General features: G+C 63.8%; 13 protein-coding genes. 10 read left to right on the top strand and 3 right to left on the bottom strand.

Annotated features, from left to right (window positions below; all coding sequences use genetic code 11):
* Nucleotides 1-65 precede the first annotated feature (65 nt).
* The 6 genes from IE158_RS09045 (at nucleotide 66) to rpoC (ending at nucleotide 11,890) form a co-directional block, all read left to right on the top strand.
* Nucleotides 66-452, top strand: a complete 387-nt coding sequence (locus IE158_RS09045; protein WP_189643343.1) for a hypothetical protein — start codon at nucleotides 66-68, stop codon at nucleotides 450-452.
* Nucleotides 453-547: 95 nt separating this feature from the next.
* Nucleotides 548-1,297 (top strand): desiccation-associated late embryogenesis abundant protein, encoded by a 750-nt coding sequence (locus IE158_RS09040; RefSeq protein WP_189643342.1) that lies wholly within the window; start codon nucleotides 548-550, stop codon nucleotides 1,295-1,297.
* 122 nt (nucleotides 1,298-1,419) lie between these two features.
* Nucleotides 1,420-2,781 (top strand): glutamate-1-semialdehyde 2,1-aminomutase, encoded by a 1,362-nt coding sequence (hemL, locus tag IE158_RS09035; RefSeq protein ID WP_189643341.1) that lies wholly within the window; start codon nucleotides 1,420-1,422, stop codon nucleotides 2,779-2,781.
* A 28-nt stretch (nucleotides 2,782-2,809) separates the two neighbouring features.
* On the top strand, nucleotides 2,810-3,241 hold the full coding sequence (locus IE158_RS09030) for a CoA-binding protein (protein ID WP_189643340.1): 432 nt from the start codon (nucleotides 2,810-2,812) through the stop codon (nucleotides 3,239-3,241).
* A 377-nt stretch (nucleotides 3,242-3,618) separates the two neighbouring features.
* The gene (gene rpoB, locus IE158_RS09025; RefSeq protein ID WP_189643339.1) at nucleotides 3,619-7,068 is read left to right on the top strand and encodes a DNA-directed RNA polymerase subunit beta; all 3,450 of its coding nucleotides are present in this window, start codon (nucleotides 3,619-3,621) and stop codon (nucleotides 7,066-7,068) included.
* 166 nt (nucleotides 7,069-7,234) lie between these two features.
* Nucleotides 7,235-11,890: a DNA-directed RNA polymerase subunit beta' gene (gene rpoC, locus IE158_RS09020; protein ID WP_189643338.1), complete on the top strand. Its 4,656-nt coding sequence runs from the start codon at nucleotides 7,235-7,237 to the stop codon at nucleotides 11,888-11,890.
* 81 nt (nucleotides 11,891-11,971) lie between these two features.
* Here the strand turns inward: rpoC and IE158_RS09015 are convergent, their stop codons facing one another.
* Together IE158_RS09015 and IE158_RS09010 are read right to left on the bottom strand one after the other, a co-directional pair.
* A complete protein-coding gene (locus IE158_RS09015) occupies nucleotides 11,972-12,532 on the bottom strand; it encodes a DUF2721 domain-containing protein (RefSeq protein WP_189643337.1) in 561 nt (186 codons plus the stop codon).
* Nucleotides 12,529-13,299: a DUF2259 domain-containing protein gene (locus IE158_RS09010; RefSeq protein WP_189643336.1), complete on the bottom strand. Its 771-nt coding sequence runs from the start codon at nucleotides 13,297-13,299 to the stop codon at nucleotides 12,529-12,531. The genes IE158_RS09015 and IE158_RS09010 overlap by 4 nt, the downstream gene beginning before the upstream one ends.
* Before the next feature lie 203 nt (nucleotides 13,300-13,502).
* Here IE158_RS09010 and IE158_RS09005 point away from each other — a divergent pair, with 203 nt between their 5' ends.
* The 3 genes from IE158_RS09005 to IE158_RS08995 are packed head-to-tail and all read left to right on the top strand — an operon-like array spanning nucleotide 13,503 to nucleotide 15,263.
* The gene (locus tag IE158_RS09005; protein WP_189643335.1) at nucleotides 13,503-13,826 is read left to right on the top strand and encodes a hypothetical protein; all 324 of its coding nucleotides are present in this window, start codon (nucleotides 13,503-13,505) and stop codon (nucleotides 13,824-13,826) included.
* Between the two features lie 31 nt (nucleotides 13,827-13,857).
* The gene (locus IE158_RS09000; RefSeq protein ID WP_189643334.1) at nucleotides 13,858-14,592 is read left to right on the top strand and encodes an SDR family oxidoreductase; all 735 of its coding nucleotides are present in this window, start codon (nucleotides 13,858-13,860) and stop codon (nucleotides 14,590-14,592) included.
* A complete protein-coding gene (locus IE158_RS08995) occupies nucleotides 14,589-15,263 on the top strand; it encodes a YczE/YyaS/YitT family protein (RefSeq protein ID WP_189643333.1) in 675 nt (224 codons plus the stop codon). Before IE158_RS09000 ends, IE158_RS08995 begins: the two co-directional genes overlap by 4 nt.
* Here IE158_RS08995 and IE158_RS08990 read toward each other — a convergent pair.
* Nucleotides 15,253-17,430 (bottom strand): protein kinase domain-containing protein, encoded by a 2,178-nt coding sequence (locus tag IE158_RS08990; RefSeq protein WP_189643332.1) that lies wholly within the window; start codon nucleotides 17,428-17,430, stop codon nucleotides 15,253-15,255. The two genes, IE158_RS08995 and IE158_RS08990, sit on opposite strands and share 11 nt — an antisense overlap.
* 306 nt (nucleotides 17,431-17,736) lie before the next feature.
* Here IE158_RS08990 and IE158_RS08985 point away from each other — a divergent pair, with 306 nt between their 5' ends.
* The gene (locus tag IE158_RS08985; RefSeq protein ID WP_189643331.1) at nucleotides 17,737-19,338 is read left to right on the top strand and encodes a hypothetical protein; all 1,602 of its coding nucleotides are present in this window, start codon (nucleotides 17,737-17,739) and stop codon (nucleotides 19,336-19,338) included.
* Nucleotides 19,339-19,382: the final 44 nt, after the last annotated feature.

Below are 19,382 nucleotides of genomic sequence, written 5' to 3'. Positions count from 1 at the left end.
AGCTCAAGAGCGCCCGCACTCTGCTGCACGCCGCCAAGGCCTCTCCAGGGGCTATGCTGCGGCCCATGACCACCAGCCCCGACGCGCTTCACCTGATCCTCACCCCAGCCCAGTGGCAGACTTGGCTCGACTCACTGTGCGAGCTTCCCAGTGGACCCGCCGCCCTTGCCGAGCGTCCACGCGGAGCCGAGCCGGTAGATGCCTACACCCTGAGCGCCTACGCCGAAGCCCTCCAGAGTGCCGAGGTAGACGGCGAGCTGTGGGACACCTACCGGGACCTGGAGCTGGAAGGGGCCAGCGACGACGCCCAGGCGTGGCAGGAGATCAAGGCATTTTATCAGGAGCGCGGCTACGTCCTGCTGGAAGTGCGCACAGGTGACCAGGACGAGCCCGAAGAGTGGATCTTCGCGCCTGAGCTGCTGCGGCTGCTGCGGCTGAACGACCATTTGTAAGAACGTTGCTGCCCCATCCGACCACGCCACCGACCTTGAATCCATACATATCTCACACTCACTTCCTCATGAGATGGGTGCCCTAAATTAGAGATATGGGACGATACAACAACCGCCGTAACCGTGACTCTTCTGGCTCCTCTTTTGGAAGCCTGCTGGCCTTCGGCGTGGTGCTGGGTGCCGGCATCTACCTGCTGACCCGCGAACAGAACCGCCGCGCCATTGACGCCAAGCTGTCCGAGCTGGGCCTCAAGGACACCGTAGAAGACCTGAGCGGCAGCGTGACCAAGGGCTGGGAGCAGACCAAGCAGGCCGCGCAGGAAGCAGGAAGCACCATTGCCGCTCAGGTGTCCGAAGTCAAGGACACCGCCGCCGAAGCCGCCAAGGACGTGGCTGACACTGCCCGCGCCAACCAGGGCGATGTGCAGCGCGCCGGTCAGCAGCTGAAGGCTGACGCCCAGGACGCTGCCGCCAAAGCACAGGACAAAGCCGCTGACGCCGTGGATCAGGCCAAAGACAAGGCCCAGGATGTTGCCAAGGACGCCAAAGACGCAGCTCAGCAGGCCAGCGCCGAACTGAAGGACAAAGCTGAAGACGTCAAGGCTGCCGCGCAGGACAAAGCGGCTGAAGTCAAACAGGACGCTCAGCAGGCTGGTGCCCAGCTGAAGGACAAGGCCGAAGACGTCAAAGCCGCAGCCCAGGACAAAGCCGCCGAAGTCAAGCAGGATGTTCAGGCCAAAGCTCAGGACACCAAAGGAAGCGCCACCCAGTCGGCAGCCTGGCCCTACACCACCGGTACTGCCGCCAGCAAGACGGACGACAAGTCCAACGAGCGTAAGTTCTAAACTGCGCAGGCGCAAAAACCACCTCAGACCCCGCACGTGCGGGGTTTTTTTCTGCCCTGCTGCCCCGGCAGTGTGCGCTCTGGGGAAAGTGCGCTCAGGCGGTCTGCTCTAGACTGCCGGGCATGACGACTTCCGACACTTCTCTCCTTTCGCAGCCTGCGCCCGAACGCCTCGCCGTCTCCGAGGGGCTGTTCGCCCGTGCCCGGCAAGTGACGCCCGGTGGGGTCAATAGCCCGGTGCGCGCCTTTGGCAGTGTGGGCGGACACCCACATTTCATCGCCAGTGCCGACGGTGCTTACCTGACCAACGCTGACGGCGCACGGCTGCTGGATTACATCGGGTCCTGGGGACCGATGATTCTGGGCCACAACCACCCAGCAGTGCGTGAGGCGATCACCGGGGCGTTGCAGGGCGGCACGTCCTTTGGCGCACCCAACGAGCGCGAGGTGCTGCTGGCCGAAAAAGTGGTGGAGCTGACCCGAGAGCTGGGTGTGGAGCGGGTGCGGTTTGTCAACTCTGGCACCGAGGCCACCATGAGTGCCCTGCGGCTGGCACGCGGCGTGACTGGGCGCAGCCACATCGTCAAGTTCCGGGGCAACTACCACGGCCACGCCGACGGCCTGCTGGTCGAAGCGGGCAGCGGCCTGCTGACCACCGCCCACCACCTAGGCGAGGCAGCCCCCAGCAGCGCGGGCGTACCGCAGGAGTACGCCGCCCTGACCCTGGTCAGCGAGTACAACGACCCCGCCGCCCTGGACGCACTGATGCAGGAGCGCGGGCACGAAATTGCGGCTGTCATCTTTGAGCCGGTGGTGGGCAACTCCGGCGTGCTGATTCCCACCCCCGACTTCCTGGCGGCGCTCCACCGCGTCCGCGAACACGGCACCCTGCTGATTGCCGACGAAGTCATGACCGGATTCCGCCTCTCGCTGCAGGGAGCCAGCGGCCTGCTGGGCATTCAGCCGGACCTGCTGACCTGGGGCAAAATCATCGGCGGAGGACTGCCGGTGGGCGCTTACGGTGGCCGCGCTGAGCTGATGGAACATGTCTCGCCCAGCGGCCCGGTGTATCAGGCAGGAACACTCAGCGGCAACCCGCTGGCGATGGCCGCGGGCCTGGCTACGCTCAGCGAATTGCAGGCCCGACCAGAGCTGTACACGCAGCTGGACCGCTACGCAGCGGCGCTGGCAGACGGCCTCAAATCCGCTGCCCAGGAAGCGGGCGTGCCGGTGTCGGTCAATCAAATCGGGTCCATGCTGACCGCGTTTCACCAGGATGCTCCGCATGGCAGCGTGCAGACCTACCAGCAGGCGGCCCGCAGTGACGCCAGTGCTTTTGCCGCGTGGTTCCGGTCCATGCTGCGCCAGGGCGTGTACTGGGCACCCAGCCAGTTCGAGAGCATTTTCGTGAGTGCTGCCCACGGCGACACCGAGCTGAATCTCACGCTGGACGCTGCCCGCCGCGCCTATGCTGAACTTGGATGAACAACCCCTTTCCCTTCTGGAGGCCCCTATGACCTTGCTCGGTACCCCACAGGACCTGGCCGCACACCTGCGGCCCGAAGGCGCAACCGTCGCCGTGATCGGGTTCCACCGCGACCCCAGCCGCGCCGCACACTACGTTCCCGAATACCTACACCGCCGTGGCTTCCGCGTGATTCCCGTCAATCCCGCCCTGGCCGAAGCGGGCGAGGAGTTCTTCGGTTCTCCCGCTGCCGCCCAGTTGGCCGACATCACCGTTCCGGTAGACATCGTGGTGATTTTTCGCCGCTCGGACAAAGTTTACTTGCACCTGGACGACCTGCTGGCGCTGAATCCGCGCCCACGTCTGGTCTGGATGCAGCAGGGCATCCGCGACCCACAGACCGCCGCTGCGCTGACCGCTGCGGGCGTAGATGTGGTGCAGGACCGCTGCATCATGGTGGACCACCGCTCACTGACCTAACTCGGGGCTGGCCTGCTTCAAGTGGGCGCGGGAGTTGGAACTCCGCTCTGCCGCGCCCAAACCCGCTTGCAACGGGCTGACCTGAGGGGCTATACTCAAGTTTAGCCAACCATGATGGGTTGGAATGGAGCCTTCTTTCTCAAGCCCAGAAGAAAAGGACCAGACCTTGCCCACCCCCCTCAGCTGCCGCCCTGCCCTGCTCCGTTTCCCAGGAACCGGACGCTTCTTCGCAAAGCGGCTTTTTTTGTCTCGGCCTGCGGCTGAGTGAATAAACGGCCAACCGCCCCAGTTGGGGAGTTGGCCTGTGCTGCGTTGGATGGGCGCTGGCTCCCCACTTTCCGCCATCATTTTTAAGCCCCCACTCCCACGAGGTGGACATGCAGTCACGCCCAGAAATTCAGCGCTTCGGTGATATCGCCGAAGTGATCCCATTGCCCGATTTGACCGAAGTGCAGGTGCAGTCCTTCCAGGCCTTCTTGCAAGAAGGCAAGACTCCTGGCGAGCGCACCAACTTTGGTCTGGAAAGCGCTTTCCGCGAAGTGTTCCCCATCGACGAAACCGAAAAGGGCCGCTCAACCGGCCTGGTGCTCGACTATCTGGAATACCGCTTGGGCGACGCTCCTTACACCCCCGAGGAGTGCCGCGAAAAGGACCTGACCTACCAGGCTCCCATGTACGCCAAGCTGCAACTGATCCACAAAGATAGCGGTCTGATCAAAGAAGATCAGGTGTTCCTGGGCGACCTGCCCCTGATGACCGAAGACGGCTCCTTTATCATCAATGGCGCGGACCGCGTGGTCATTTCGCAGATTCACCGCTCCCCCGGCGTGTACTTCACCAGCTCCTACAAGGGCCTGAAGAAGCTGTACTCGGCGGCCATCATTCCCATGCCCAAGCGCGGTCCCTGGATCGAGCTGGAATGGGCCGGCGACATGCTGGAAATGAAGGTCAACAAGCGCAAGTTCCCCGTCTCTCTGCTGCTGCGCGTGCTGGGCATGGACGACGGCCAAATCCGCGAGCTGTTCAGCGAATTTGACGCTGACATCGTGATGGAAGACAAGACTGCTGGCATGAATGCTGACGAAGCGTTGCTGCGGCTGTTTACTGTGCTGCGCCCCGGCGATCCGCCCAAGCGTGACAAGGCCACCCAGTATCTGTACGGCCTGCTGGCCGACCCCCGCCGCTACGACCTGGGCGAACCCGGGCGCTTCAAGATGAACACCAAGCTGGGCACCTGGCAGCGAAATGCCCCTACCCTGCTCTCGTTCCGTGACGGCCAGTTCTCCGACGAAGGGCTGGTAGACACGATCCGCTACCTGATGGCCCTGCAATACGGCGCAGAAACCATCACCCTGGGCGCGGACGCCGACGGTGTAGCTCAGGAAGTGCCGGTTCATGAGGACGATATCGACCACCTGGGCAACCGCCGCGTGCGCACGGTGGGCGAACTGCTGGCCGACCAGCTGCGCGTAGGCATGGGCCGCATGGCGCGTGGCGTGCGTGAGCGCATGCTGCTGGGCAACCCCGATGCCGCTACCCCCACCAAACTGGTGAACAACCGCCCCATTGTGGCCGCCATGCGCGAGTTCTTTGGCCGCAGCCAGCTGTCGCAGTTCAAGGACCAGACCAACCCTCTGTCTGACCTGCGTCACAAGCGCCGTATTTCGGCTCTGGGCCCAGGCGGTCTGACCCGCGAGCGCGCCGGCTTCGACGTGCGCGACGTTCACCGGACCCACTATGGCCGCATCTGCCCGATTGAAACGCCCGAAGGCGCCAACATCGGCCTGATTTCCTCCCTGTCCAGTTACTCGAAGGTCAACCCCCTCGGCTTTATCGAAGCGCCTTACCGCCGCGTAGAAAACGCTGTGGTGACCGATGAAGTGGTCTACATGACCGCCGACATCGAAGACCGTTTCGTGATCGCGCAGGCCAACAGCCCGCTGAACGAAGACGGCACCTTTGCCGAGGAGCGCGTGCTGGCGCGTAAGCAGGGTGATCCCTTGCTGTACGACCCCGCCGACGTGGAATACATGGACGTCAGCCCCAAGCAAATCGTCTCCATCAACACCTCGCTGATTCCTTTCCTGGAGCACGACGACGCCAACCGCGCCCTGATGGGTTCCAACATGCAGTCGCAGGCCGTGCCGCTGGTCCGCGCCGAAAGCCCCAGCGTGGGCACTGGCGTAGAAGAGCGCGTGATCACCGACTCGGGCACCAGTGTGGTGAGCGACGTGACCGGCGAAGTGATGTATGTAGACAGCCGCAACATCCAGATCAAGCTGACCGAAGACGCCCCCGAACTGGGGATGAAAAAGGGCAACGTGCAGACCTTTGAGCTGGTGCGCTTTACCCGCTCCAACCAGGGCACCAACCTTGACCAGCACCCCATCGTGGAAGTGGGCGAACAGGTCGTGAAGGGCCAGGTCATCGCCGACGGTCCCGCTTCAGAGTTTGGCCGCCTGGCGCTGGGTCAGAACATCACCATCGCCATCATGCCGTTTGACGGCTTCAACTTCGAAGACGCCATCTGCATCTCCGAAGGGCTGGTCCGCAAGGATTTCTACACCTCGATTCACATCGAAAAAGACGAAATCGAAGCCCGTGACACCAAGCTCGGCCCAGAGAAGATCACCCGTGACATCCCCGGCCTCTCGGAAGCCGCCCTGCGCGACCTTGACGAAGACGGCATCGTGCGCGTGGGAGCCGAAGTCAAGCCTGGCGACATTCTGGTCGGCAAGACCAGCTTCAAGGGTGAGTCGGAACCCAGCCCTGAAGAGCGGCTGCTGCGCTCCATCTTCGGTGAGAAGGCCCGTGAAGTGAAAGACACCTCGCTGCGCGTGCAGTCCGGTCAGGGCGGCATCGTGGTCAAGACCGTGCGCTTCCGCCGCGGCGACGAAGGCGTGGACCTCAAGCCCGGCGTGCGTGAAATGGTGCGCGTGTACGTGGCCCAGAAGCGGCAGCTGCAAGTGGGCGACAAGGTAGCCAACCGCCACGGGAACAAGGGCGTGGTCTCCAAGATTCTGCCCCCCGAAGACATGCCCTACCTGGCCGACGGCACGCCCGTAGACCTGGTGTTCAACCCGCTGGGTGTGCCCAGCCGTATGAACCTGGGCCAGATTCTAGAAACCCACCTGGGCGAAGTGGCCCGCCTGACTGGCAGGAAGTTCGTGACCCCGGTGTTCGACTCGGTCACTGAGGCCAAGATCAAGGACATGCTGGAAGAGCAAGCCGATCTGCGCCTGGCTGAGCGCAAGGACGAGGGCTTCGAGACCGACAAGCGCGAGGAAGAAGTGCTGGACCGCGCTGCCAAGATCGGCGTGATCAGCGAACCTGGCGAAGACTATGAAGGCGCTCTGCGTCAGCTGGCCCGCACCGGCAAGAGCGTGCTGTTCGACGGCCGCACCGGCGAAGCCATCAGCGGCCCCGTGGTGGTCGGCACCATGTACGTAATGAAGCTGTACCACATGGTGGAAGACAAGCTGCACGCCCGCTCCACTGGCCCCTACAGCCTCATTACCCAGCAGCCGCTGGGCGGCAAGGCGCAGTTCGGTGGTCAGCGCTTCGGGGAAATGGAAGTGTGGGCGCTAGAAGCGTACGGCGCAGCACACACCCTCAAGGAAATGCTGACCATCAAGTCGGACGATATTGATGGCCGTGACGCCGCTTATCAGAGCATCGTCAAGGGCGAGCAAGTGGCCGACTCCACCATTCCCGAGTCGTTCAAGGTGCTGGTCAAAGAGCTGCACTCGCTGGGCCTGGATGTGGAAGTGCTGGACAATGCCGACAAGGCCGTGGACATCTTTGAAGGGATGATGCCTAAGCGGTAAGGCGCTGACGCACCCGCCCAAAGGTCAAACAGTCTAAGAGTCTAAGGGAACAGAAGTCAGCGTGTCTGACGGGGGTTGAGAGCGAAAGGCAGCAATACGGAAACGAAGTTTTTTCCTCAGACCTCTTCGGCTCTTAGACCCTTAGACATTCTCCGAAGGAGAACCAATGAAAGAATTCAACAAAGTCCGCATTGCCATCGCCAGCCCCGACAAGATTCGGGAATGGTCCTTTGGCGAAGTGGAAAAGCCCGAAACCATCAACTACCGTACCTTGAAACCCGAGCGCGAAGGCCTCTTTGACGAGCGCATCTTTGGCCCGATCAAGGATTACGAGTGCGCCTGCGGACGCTACAAGCGCCAGCGCTACGAGGGCAAGGTCTGCGAGCGCTGCGGCGTTGAAGTGACCAGCTCCAAGGTGCGCCGCTACCGCATGGGCCACATTGACCTGGCGACTCCCGCTGCACACATCTGGTACGTCAAGGACAGCCCTTCCAAGATCGGCACCCTGCTGGACCTGACCGCCGGGCAGCTGGAAAAAGTGCTGTACTTCTCCTCTTTCCTGGTCACCGATCCCCGCAACGCCCAGAAGGAAGGCCGCCCCATCAAGCGCGGCGAGCTGTTGAGCGACGACGAGTACCGTGAGCTGCGCTTTGGCCGCCAGGAAACCTACGCGCTGCAGGGCGGCGCTGAGGCTGAAGTGAAGGACGGCGACTACGTGACTCGGGGTCAGACCCTGGGCGGCAACGTGGTGGCTAAAATGGACGGTCTGGCCCAGTACCGCTTCCCCCGCCGCGCCGAAATCGCTTACCGCGAGGAGCAGGAAGCCACCTTGCCCATCAGTGCTGACGCGCTGGTGCAGCAGGACAGCTTCAAAGCCGGCGAGATTCTGGCCGAGCTGGAAGAGGACGTGACCATTGCGGCCCCCGTGGCCGGCGTGGTGTTCCTCAAGGAAATGGGCGAAGACTCGGTCATGCTGGAACTGCGCGAGCAGGTGGACGAGCCTGAAGTCACCGACGAGGACGAAGAAGGTGAAGCCGAAACCACCGCCCCTGCCAAAAAGGCTCCCAAGGCCAAGGTGCTGGCCAGCGTGTACATTCCTCACGGCATGGACGTGCAGGTGGTGCACGGTGAAATCGTGGATGCGGGCGCAGTGTTGGCGCAGGCCGCCGCAGGCAAAATCCTGCGTGTGAGCCGCGACAGCCGCCTGAGCGGCGCAACCTTCAGCAAGAAGGGCAATGTCACCCTGACCGCGCACTGGAACCGCCGCGCCGAATACGCGATTGATCCCACCATGCATGTGCTGGTTGGCGACGGCAGCGAAGTACGCCGGGGCCAGAAAGTGGTCGGTGCGATTGACGAGCACGAGGAAGTGATCGCTGAAGCCGACGGCATCCTGACCATCCATGCTCCCGCTTCGATCATCGTGAGCAAGGCGAAGGTGTACGACTACCAAGACGAGCCTCTGGTGGTCAACGGTGACCGCGTGGAGCCGGGCGACGAACTGGCCGACTCCGGCGCTCTGAAATCCGAGATTTCGGGCCGCGTGGAAATTGACCTGGTGCGCAAGCAGGTGCGTGTGATCGAGTCCTACGACTTCGAAGCCAAGATGGGCGCCGAAGCGATCAAGGACATGCTGGACGATATTGACCTGGACAGCCTGGAAGCCGAGCTGAACGGCATGATGAGCGATAACAGCCGCCACAAGCGCGCCCGCGCCCGCAAACGGCTGGAAGTCGTGCGTGCGTTCAAGCGCTCCGGCAACAGCCCCAGCTGGATGGTCATGGAAACTGTGCCGGTCATGCCACCTGACCTGCGCCCGATGGTGCAGGTAGACGGCGGACGTTTTGCGACCTCCGACCTGAACGACCTGTACCGCCGCCTGATCAACCGCAACAACCGCCTCAAGAAGCTGATGAGCCAGGGTGCTCCCGATATGATCATCCGCAACGAAAAGCGGATGCTGCAAGAAGCCGTGGACGCCCTGATTGACAACGGACGCCGTGGCAGCCCCGTGACCAACCCCGGCTCAGACCGTAGCCTGCGCTCGCTGACCGACCTGCTCGGCGGCAAGCAGGGCCGTTTCCGCCAGAACCTGCTGGGTAAGCGCGTGGACTACTCGGGCCGCTCGGTGATTGTGGTGGGTCCGCAGCTGAGGCTGCACCAGTGCGGTGTGCCCAAGCGCATGGCTCTGGAGCTGTTCAAGCCCTTCCTGTTCAAGCTCCTGGAAGAAAAAGGCGAAGTCACCAACATCAAGCAGGCCCGCAAGATGCTGGAGCGCTACCGTGACACCAAGGACAGCGTGTGGGACTCGCTGGAAGAAGTGATTGAGGACAAAGTGGTGCTGCTCAACCGCGCCCCTACGCTGCACCGCCTGGGCATCCAGGCCTTTGAACCTGTCTTGGTGGAAGGTCAGTCCATTCAGCTGCACCCGCTGGTCTGTGAAGCCTTCAACGCCGACTTCGACGGTGACCAGATGGCGATTCACGTGCCGCTGAGCGCTCAGGCGCAGGCCGAAGCCCGCATTCAGATGCTGTCAGCCCACAACCTGCTCTCACCCGCCAACGGCGAGCCGAACGTCAAACCCAGCCGCGACATCATCCTGGGCATCTTTACACTGACCCAGTTGCGCCGCGACAACCTGGGCGCTGGCCGTGAGTTTGGGTCCGAGCAAGACGTGCTGGACGCCTTCGATAAGGGCGAACTGCTGCTGAATAGCCCGGTAACTGTGAAGGGCGAGGAAACCAGCCCAGGCCGCCTGCGCTATCAGTTCTTCAGCCCCGACGAGGCCATTCACGCTGTGGACCGCGGCGAACTGGACTACCAGGACCACGTGATGATCCGCCTGAACGGCCAGCTGCACGCGACCAGCGCCGGGCGCGTGATGTTCCGCCGTCTGGTACAAGAGGCCCTGGGCGAGAATGCCAGCATGGTGGACCAGCTGGTGCGCCTGGACGTGGCCTACGAAAAGGACTACCTCAAGGACATGGTCATGGCCTGCTACCGCGAGCTGGGTATTGAGGCCACCGCTCACCTGCTGGACGCCCTGAAGGACAGCGGCTTTAAGCTGTCCACCACTTCGGGTATCACCATCGGCATTGATGACATCGTGATTCCGCCGACCAAGGCCGAAATCCTGGCCGAAGCGGACGCTCAAGTGGCCGAAATCGAGCAGAACTACGAGTTCGGCTTCATGACCGAGGAGGAGCGCTACAAGCAGGTCGTGGACCTGTGGAACGACACCAAGGACGAAGTGAAGAACGCCATGTTCCAGAACTTCTCCGAGAACTATCCCTTCAACCCACTGTGGATCATGAGCCAGTCGGGTGCCCGTGGTAACGCCCAGCAGATCACTCAGCTGGCCGGGATGCGCGGACTGATGGCCCGCCCCGACGGACGCACCATTGAAGTGCCGATTCGCGCGTCTTTCCGCGAAGGTCTGACGGTGCTGGAATACTTCATCTCCACCCACGGTGCGCGTAAGGGTGGGGCCGATACTGCGCTGCGTACCGCCGACTCCGGCTACCTGACCCGCAAACTGGTGGACGTGGCCCACGAAATCGTGGTACGTGACCTGGACTGCGGCACCACCGACTACACCACCATTCCGCTCGGTGAAGTGGACAGCCGCACCGGCGAGTGGCGCACCCGCAAGGGCAGTGAACTGGAAACCAGCATCTATGGCCGCACCGTGGCAGTGGACATTGAGCTGAGTGACCGCACCATTGCCGCCGATACCATGCTGGCCCTGGAAGACGTGCAGCAGATCGGCCAGGAAGCCGAGAACCTGCGTGAAGTCCACGTATTTACCCCATTCAACTCGACCATTCGCAACGGCGTGGACCGCAAGTGCTACGGCTACGACCTGTCGCAGGCTGCGCCCGTGTCCCTGGGCGAAACCGTGGGCGTTGTGGCCGCCGAGTCCATTGGTGAACCCGGCACTCAGCTGACCATGCGTACTTTCCATACCGGTGGTGTGGCAGGCGGCGGCGGTGACATCACCATGGGTCTGCCCCGCGTGATTGAACTGTTTGAAGCCCGCAAGCCCAAAGTCCCGGCCGTGATTGCGGACCGTGACGGCGTGCTGCGCGTGGAAGAAGAAGAAGAGCGCTACCTGATCCGCATTGAGGCGGAGGACGAAGAGTTCTCCTCCAAGACCGCAGTCAAGGTGCCCAAGACCCTGCGCCTGATCGTACGCGACGGCGAACGGGTAGAAACCGGCCAGCCGATTACGCGCGGCGCCGTGAACCCGCACGACCTGCTGGAATACAAAGGCATTGACGCTGTGCAGCGCTACCTGGTAGAGGAAGTGCAGCGTGTGTACCGCAGCCAGGGCGTGAAGGTGCACGACAAGCACATCGAAATCATCGTGCGGCAGATGCTGCGCTTTGTGGAGATCACCTCAGGCGGCGACACTGACCTGCTCGAAGGCCAGCTGGTAGAACGCTGGGATGTGCAGGACGCCAACGACGCCCTCGAAGCGGGCCAGACTCCAGCCAGCTGGAAACCGGTGCTGCTGGGCATCACCAAGTCCAGCCTGACCACCAAGTCCTGGCTGTCGGCGGCCAGCTTCCAGCACACCACCCACGTGCTGACCGAAGCCTCCATGCGCGGTCAGGTAGACGACCTGATCGGCCTGAAGGAAAACGTGATTCTCGGCAAGCTGATTCCTGCCGGTACCGGCCTGAACGCCGTGCGCGACATTCAGGTGGCCGACGACCGCACGCTGGAACGCTACAATCCCGCTGCTGTGGCCGCCTCCCCAGCTCCCCGCAGCGAGGAGCGCGAGCCTGCCGAAGCTCCGGCTTCCGGCATCACGCTCTAAGCCTTTCCCTCACAACAAAGCCCCCGCCAGTGAGCGGGGGCTTTTTGGATTTGCTACTTCAGATAGGCTGGCAGCCACGCTTCATGGCGACTCAGCAGGCACAGAAGATGCACCGCCTTCCCGAACTGCGGAGCGCTGATAGGACTCGTCGTACAACTGGGCGTAGCGCTCGCCCAGGCGCAGCATGAAGTTCATCTCCTGGCGAGTGGCCTTGGCACTCAGGCGCACCTCTACGCTGAGCATCAAAGTGGCGTAGGCCAATGAGAGCGAGCCCAGCACCGCCACCACCGTCGGCAGCACGCCGGTGGTGCCCTGGGTCAGCTCACGGGCACCGATTAGGACACTTGCGAGCACAAACAGGCTGATGGCGACATACAGCCCCGTCATCGCCCGCAGCAGCATGCGGCTGCGCTGCGAATGAATTTCCAGCTGTCCCATAATCATTTCCTTTTCCGCCGTGGCCAGGGTGCCGTCCAGGTGGTCGCCTTCAACCAGGGCACGGAAGCGGTCGGTGTAATGCTTGATCCGGTCAGTGACGCGGCCCACGCGGGTGGTGGTACTCATCAGGATGGCCCCTGCGCCACTGATCAACACCGCTGGCGTGATCATGGCGGTCAGGATGGTCAGGCCGGGGTCTATCATGGCTGAGCGGATGAAGTTCCCTGAAGTGAATTGGGCCGCGCTGAAGCAGGTTGGACCGGTGCCGCCTGAGCCGGTAGGCGGTTCAGCAGGGTCAGGGGCAACGCGTCAGGTCCCTCGAAGCCTGGACCATAGGCACGCAGCAGGACAGCCACAGCGTCACCGTGCTGCCAGACCGCTTCCAAGCGGTACCCAGCCACACAGGCGCGGTTCTCCGGCAGGCGGGTGCTGTCACGGAACCAGTCAGCTCCGTTCACCTTCAGCCGCAGGCCAACGGGCGCAGCAGGCAAGATGCCAGGGGACTGACAGGTGTTGTAGGCGGCCTGGGGGCGCACTTCTAGGCTCTGCACCCGGCTGGGCAGTCCCCTACCGAGGGTCACGGTCTGCGGCTCCTGGGGCGGCCAGCCTGCCAGAGACGGCAGCGGCACAGCCTGGGCCCACAGCACCTGTCCCGGCACCGGCTGCTCCAGTCCCAGGGTTTTGAGCCGAGCGGCGTGCCGGTTCAGCAGACCATCGGCCACGTCACGGGTGGCCTGCTCAGTGGCGGCTTCCTCGCGGACGACCTGCCGGTCTTCCAGCACCACCCCTACGCCCTGGCGCACCACCCGCAAGCTGGCTGCTGGAAATCCGCTGCCGTCTTCGGTCCAGGTGGTCAACATCAGGTGATAGGCCCCATCCTGACTAAAACCGTAGCGGTACGGCTGAGGCAAGTTGGCCGCAGTCGCCTGGGCCGTCAGGAGGGTCAGCAACAGGGATATGGCGCGTTTCATGGCCCCAGAATACCGCTCACCCGCCCAGCTCCCCGCGCCTGCCTTAACCAGCATCCGCCGCATCCGCTGGGAATACACCGCCAGAGCAGTTCGCTGCAGCGCAGCTTTGCAAGTCCCAACAATGCGGTCTGCAGGGAGTCCTGCACGCGCCCTGCTTGCGGGAAAGTGGTCCGTCTTTTTGTCGAATGTTCTAGACTGCCGCCATGCCCGTTCCATCTGCGCCGCCCCCTTCCGGGTCCGCTGGGGCCGCTGCTGACGCTCCCGCACATCTTCCCGAACGGACTTCTTCCCGGCTGGCGCAGCTGTACGCCTCCGGCACCACATCGGCCATGGTCCTGATGGCCGCCGCGCTGATCTGGCCGCCACTCAGCCCTTACGCCGTTGGGTGGACAGCGTCTCTACCCGTGCTGGCTGCGCTGTGGGTGGCTGCCACCGCCTGGCAGACAGACCGCCAGATCAGCAGAGCGGCGCTGCTGGCAGTGCTGGGGCTGGGGGCGGTCTTTCTTGGGCGCAGCCTGCTGACCTGACCACTTCCCGCCCTGGCCGCTACACTGCGGTATGACCCCGACTCCTTTCCGGCTGGACGGCAAGCGAGCCCTGATCACGGGCGGCTCCAAGGGCATCGGCTTTGCGGCGGCGGCCCTGATGCGCGAACTGGGCGCAGAGGTGACCCTGGCGGCCCGCACCGAGCAGGAGGTGCAGGCGGCAGCCAAGAGCATTGGAGCCCACTGGGCCGTGGCGGATGTAGGCACCCCGCAAGGCGTGCAGGCCGCCCTGGACGCAGCAGGGCAGGTCGACATTCTAGTCGCCAATGCGGGGGGGCCGCCGCCGGCGCTCCCCAGCGAAGTCACCGAAGACGCCTGGGACCAGGGCTACCGGACCAATTTTCTGAGCGCTGTGCGGCTGGCGGACGGTGCCTTGCCAGGAATGCGTAGGCGGGGTTGGGGCCGGATCATTGCGGTGACGTCCATGACGGTGGGGCACCCGGCGCTCAATCTGCCTGTCAGCAACGCCATGCGGGCTGCCGTGACCAATCACCTGCGGACCCTCAGCCTGGAAGTAGGTGCAGATGGCGTGACCTGCAACACGGTGGCACCCGGTTACACCGCCACCCAGCGCCTGAGAAACCTGCACACTGACCCCGAGCAGGCGGCAGCGCTGGCCCGCACCATTCCGCTGCGCCGCTTCGGGGAGCCGCGTGAAGTTGGGGCAGCCATCGCTTTTCTAGCTTCGGAGGAAGCGGGCTACATCACCGGACAGGAACTGCTGGTCGACGGCGGTTTCTCGATTTGACCCCTGCTCAGACCGCTGCTCCCCTGGCCGGGGTTTCCCGCTGGCGTTTTGGGCCCCGGCTGGCCCTCCTGCTGACCGGGCTGATGCTGTACGGCCTCAGCCTGCGCCTGATGATTGACGCGGGGGTAGGCGTAGCCCCCTGGGACGTGCTGCATACGGGCCTGGCCAGACGACTGCCGCTGACGGTGGGACAGGCTGGCATCCTGATGGGCGTGCTGGTGGTGTCGTTCAGCTGGCTGCTGCTGCGCCAACCGGTGGGCCTGGGCACAGTACTGAACACCTTGCTGGTCGGGCTGTTTCTGGACCTGTTCGATTTCCTGCCGCAGCCGACTGGGCTGGGCCTGCGCTGGGCCGAGCTGCTGGGCGGTACCCTGCTGCTGGGACTGGCAACCGGCACCTATGTGGCCGCCGGCATGGGTGCCGGTCCCCGCGACGGCCTGGTCATGGGGCTATCGCAGCTGAGCGGCCTGCCTGTGGCTGCAGTGCGCATCTGCATTGAACTGGGGGTGCTGGGGGTGGGCTGGCTGCTCGGCGGCCAGGTGGGCCTGGGCACCGCTGCTTTCGCTCTGCTGAGCGGCCCAGCGATGGGCTGGGGCCTGGGCCTCTACGGGTTAGGGCAGGGCCAGGGCAGCCGCCAAGCTCCCCAGGCCCCGCCGCCCCCTACCCGCTAATGCTCTGCGCGTCCGGCAGCAGCGCAGCCTCTTCTGGACTGCTCTGACCTGTACTGGACTGCGCTGGGCCGGACTGGTCCACATCGCGGCGAAAAGCGCTCAGCGCCTGCACCGGGGTGTACATGTTGCGGGTGCCCAGCAGATCACCGGACGGGCTGTAGATCCGCAGCAGCTGCCCACCACGCGGCACAGCGTAAATTTGCCCACGGGGGCCGGTTCCCAGCAGCCACAGGGCGTCGGCACCTTCTCCCACCTCGCGGCGCAGGGCCACCGGAGCGCTGGGGGCTCCGTCGGCATCCACGCGGCGCACCTTGCCAGCGATGGCGTCCACCAGGTAGACCGCGCCGCCCGCGTCTACCGTCAGGCCCGTCAGAGGGCGCAGATCATCCGAGCCGCGTTCAAGCCGGAAGGCCAAACGTGACACGTACTTGCCCTGTGGGCTAAAGCGCTGCACCCGGTGATTGCCGCAGTCCAGCACATACAGGTATCCCCCACCGGCACACAGGGACTGCGCCTGGCGAAATTCGCCTTCTTCACTGCCCAGTCCACCAAAGCGGAAACGGAAGCTGCCGTCCAGCCCGTACACCTTGACTTGCTGGGATTCACCGTCCAGCACATAGTACTGGTCACCCAGAGTCGCCAGACCCACCGGGCGGAGCAGCTCGGCTTCGCCCAGGCCGTAGCTTCCAAAATGCCGCACCCGCTGGCCCCGTGAATCCAGCACCCACACCATGCCACCTTCCAGCCGCCGGTGCTGTCCAAAAGCCACCAGCAGCTGCCCCGCGCTCCCTCGCCCCAGCGCCGTCGGTATGGCCGGCAACCGCATGTCTTGGCCCTGCTCGGCTCCGCTACTGCCCCAGCTCTGGCGCAGCTTGCCACTGGTGTCCAGCAGCCGCAGGGTGCCCTGGGGGTCATCCACCGCCAGCATCAATACATCGGGGTCTTCAAAAGCTTCATCGACCAGAATGTCATCGTCCAGGGCCGCGATCACTTCATCCAGGTTGGGGCGGTGATCGGGGTCTTTTTCGATCATGGACAGAATCAGATCGTTCAGGCGGCTAGGAATCCCGCGCCGCACCTGGTTGGGAGGTTTGGGGTCCTCGAACACCTGCTGGTGGACCACCGACTCATAGCTGCCCTCAAAAGCGGCCCGGCCAGTGACCATTTCGTATCCCAACAAGCCCAGCGCATACAGGTCGCTGCGGGCATCGGTGCGAATGCCTTTGGCCTGTTCAGGAGCCATGTAGGTGGGCGTGCCCACCCGCGCCCCGGTCATGGTCAGGCGCGAGAGGGCCTGCCCCACAGCGATGCCGAAATCCATCAGTTTCACTCCGCCAGGCTGCAACTCTGAGCCGTCCCAAGCATCTTGGAGCAGCATCACGTTGGACGGCTTGAGGTCACGGTGAACCACTTTGTGCAGGTGGATATGCCGCAGGGCGTCGGCCAGCGCCCGGAACACCTGCACCGCTTCGGGCAGGGTCATGGTGCGGCTTTCCAGCACGTCCTCCAGCGATATGCCCTGCAGGTACTCCATGGCGATGTAATACTCACCCCCACCCATGCGGTAATTGAATACCTGCACGATGTTGGGATGGTTGAACTGACTCAGGATTTCAGCCTCACGGAAAAAGCGCTTCACGAATTTTTCGTCGGCCAAGTAGCGCTCCTGCGGCACTTTGAGGGCCACTGCCTGCCCGTCGCTGCGCCGGTGCGCCAGATACACGCTTCCCATACCGCCCACGCCCACGCGCCGCTCTACTTCATATTCAGCGAAGACCGGAATCTCGGTATCTCCCTGTGGAGAAACAGGGGGCGCACCGGGAATCCAGGTTCGGCGATTGGGTCCAGGCCGGGCCATCGGCAGTCCCGGCCCGCGCCGGGGCACCCCCTCGGGGCCGCGGACCAGCTGCTGCAACCAGTCGGTCTGCCGTATCCGCAGTCCCAGCAGGCCCGGCAATGCCACCGCGAGCAGGATCAGCGCCGCCTGTACACGTCCCAGGGCCTGCTCAGCATCCACCTGCCAGTTGACCGCTGCCACCAGCGCCAGCAGACCCAGCATGAGCAGCAAGATTAGCCCGCGCAGGGTCTTTTCTGCAGGCAGCAGCATCAGCCGCAGCCCAGCGGCAAACAGTCCCAGCAGCAACACACCGTTGAGCAGTTCAGTCACTTCTGCACCCCTTGGGGGCAGCCTACTTTACGCATTCTCGTCCTCATCTCCTCGCCCCATTCCGTGCCCATCAGCTTACCCGCAGGGCGGGCTCCTGTCTTATGCCGGTCCGTGGCGGAGCTGGCCACAGGCGGCTTCTTCGCCGGGAACCTGGCAGCTCATGGCCTCAACCTTAAACAGCCGAACGTCTCGCCGCTCTCACAACGGTGCGCAGAGCAGACGGAACGCCTATGGAACAGGGACCCAAGCGCAGCCCCGAATTAAAAAGCGCCAAGTATGGCCCACCAGGTCACTATACTGAGCCGGATGAGAGCGGATGAGTGGCTGGAAGAATTGGTGCAGCTGTATGAATACCGGGTAGAAGACCTGACCTTTGGCCGCAGTCCCCGGGGAGACCGCCACAGCTTTCAGGCCCTGCGCGAGACTCTGCTCTTTTCAGACGCTCTGGATGGCGCCGCCCGCAAGCGACTGATGCAGACCGAGCGTCAGTTCCGTGACCTTCAGCGTCAGGGCCGAGTGCATTTTGCGGTGGCCTCGCAGCTGCGGGCCGCGCCCACCATGGACCCGGCATCGGACCTTCAAGGAACCCTACAGGCCCTCAGTGACCGGCTCTGGGAAGCGGACGCCCAGCGCTGGGTGTTCGCGCGCCTATGGGCCACCCGCTGTGAACCGCGCCTGATGGCCCTGCGAATCCTGGCCAGTGCCAGCGAGAACCTGCGCCGCTCACAGCACGGCCAGGCCCCTGCGCCACTGATGACTCTGGAAGGCGCACTCGGCACCGGCCTGACCAGACCGACCCAAATCGCAGCGTTGGCCGACGCTCTGCTGTCGGTCCTCTCTACCGCCGCCGGGCGGCAACGACTGAACCGGGCTATTGAGGACCTCGCGCAGTCGCAGGGTGGCCACGCGTACCAACTTCCTCTAGGTCAGCACACAGCGCCAACGCAGTGGGGAGAGAGCGATGCCCGCGACAAACCGGCTGCCGCCTTCTACGATCCAGCCGAAAATGCAGGAAGCGCCGAACTGCTGCTCACCGACCAAACACCGGTCTGGGCCGCAGAACAGCAGCTCCTCGGTCAGACGGTCAGCGCGATTCAGGGCCTGCTCGGACAGTGGCCAACACGTAATCCGGTGCGCGGCAGTGCCGAACTGCTCACCCCAGACCTGCATGAAACTGGAGCGTCGGCGCTGGCTGTCAACCTCGCGGAGCTGGAGGAACGTCCGCGCCCACTCCTTTGGCGGGGACTGAAGCTGAACCTGCGCCGCAGCGGCACAGACACCGAGCTGCGTCTGGCAGCTCCCGACGAGAAAGAGCGTACCTTGTCGCTCAGAAGTGACTTGCCCGCCGAACTGCGCCTGTGGAACTTCGACCTGGGCGGCCAGCTGATCCAAGCGGCGCTTGAAGATGACCTGCTGCTGCTGCGGAGCGAGCGGGCCGCTCCACGGGCGCTGCAAGTCATCGCCAACCGCGCGCGGCTGTGTACCTATCTGGCGCAACCGCACCAAGCTTATGCGTCTATGCGGCTGGCCCGCGCCGCCGCACTGCTGCTGCGGGGACGCACACTGGAAGGCAACGATTTCTCGGCGGCCAGCGCCGCCCGCTACGCCCCGGCCACCCCGGCTCAGATGGGCCAGCTGGCGGCACGGGCACTCGAAGCCCTGCTGGCCCTGAGCAGCCCCCTGCCCGAGTGGCAACGTACGCAAAAGTTCCAAGAAGCTGCGCAGGCGCTGAGCCTTAGCCCTGCCGAGGGCCTGCTGATGTCCGAACTGCTGGGCACCGCGCACCTCCCCGATATGATTTTCGATTCCCGCACCCTGGACAGCGGCGGCTTTCCAGATCACCGGACCTTCGCCCTGCTGGAGTGGCCGGCAACCCGTACGACCCTATTGATAACGGTGGAGGTCTGAGTTGCTACACTTCGTATATGTCCGGATGGCAGCCAAGCCACTTC

Source organism: Deinococcus piscis (genome assembly GCF_014653275.1).
In the GTDB taxonomy this organism is placed as follows: domain Bacteria; phylum Deinococcota; class Deinococci; order Deinococcales; family Deinococcaceae; genus Deinococcus; species Deinococcus piscis.
This window is presented reverse-complemented; position numbering and strand designations above follow the sequence as displayed.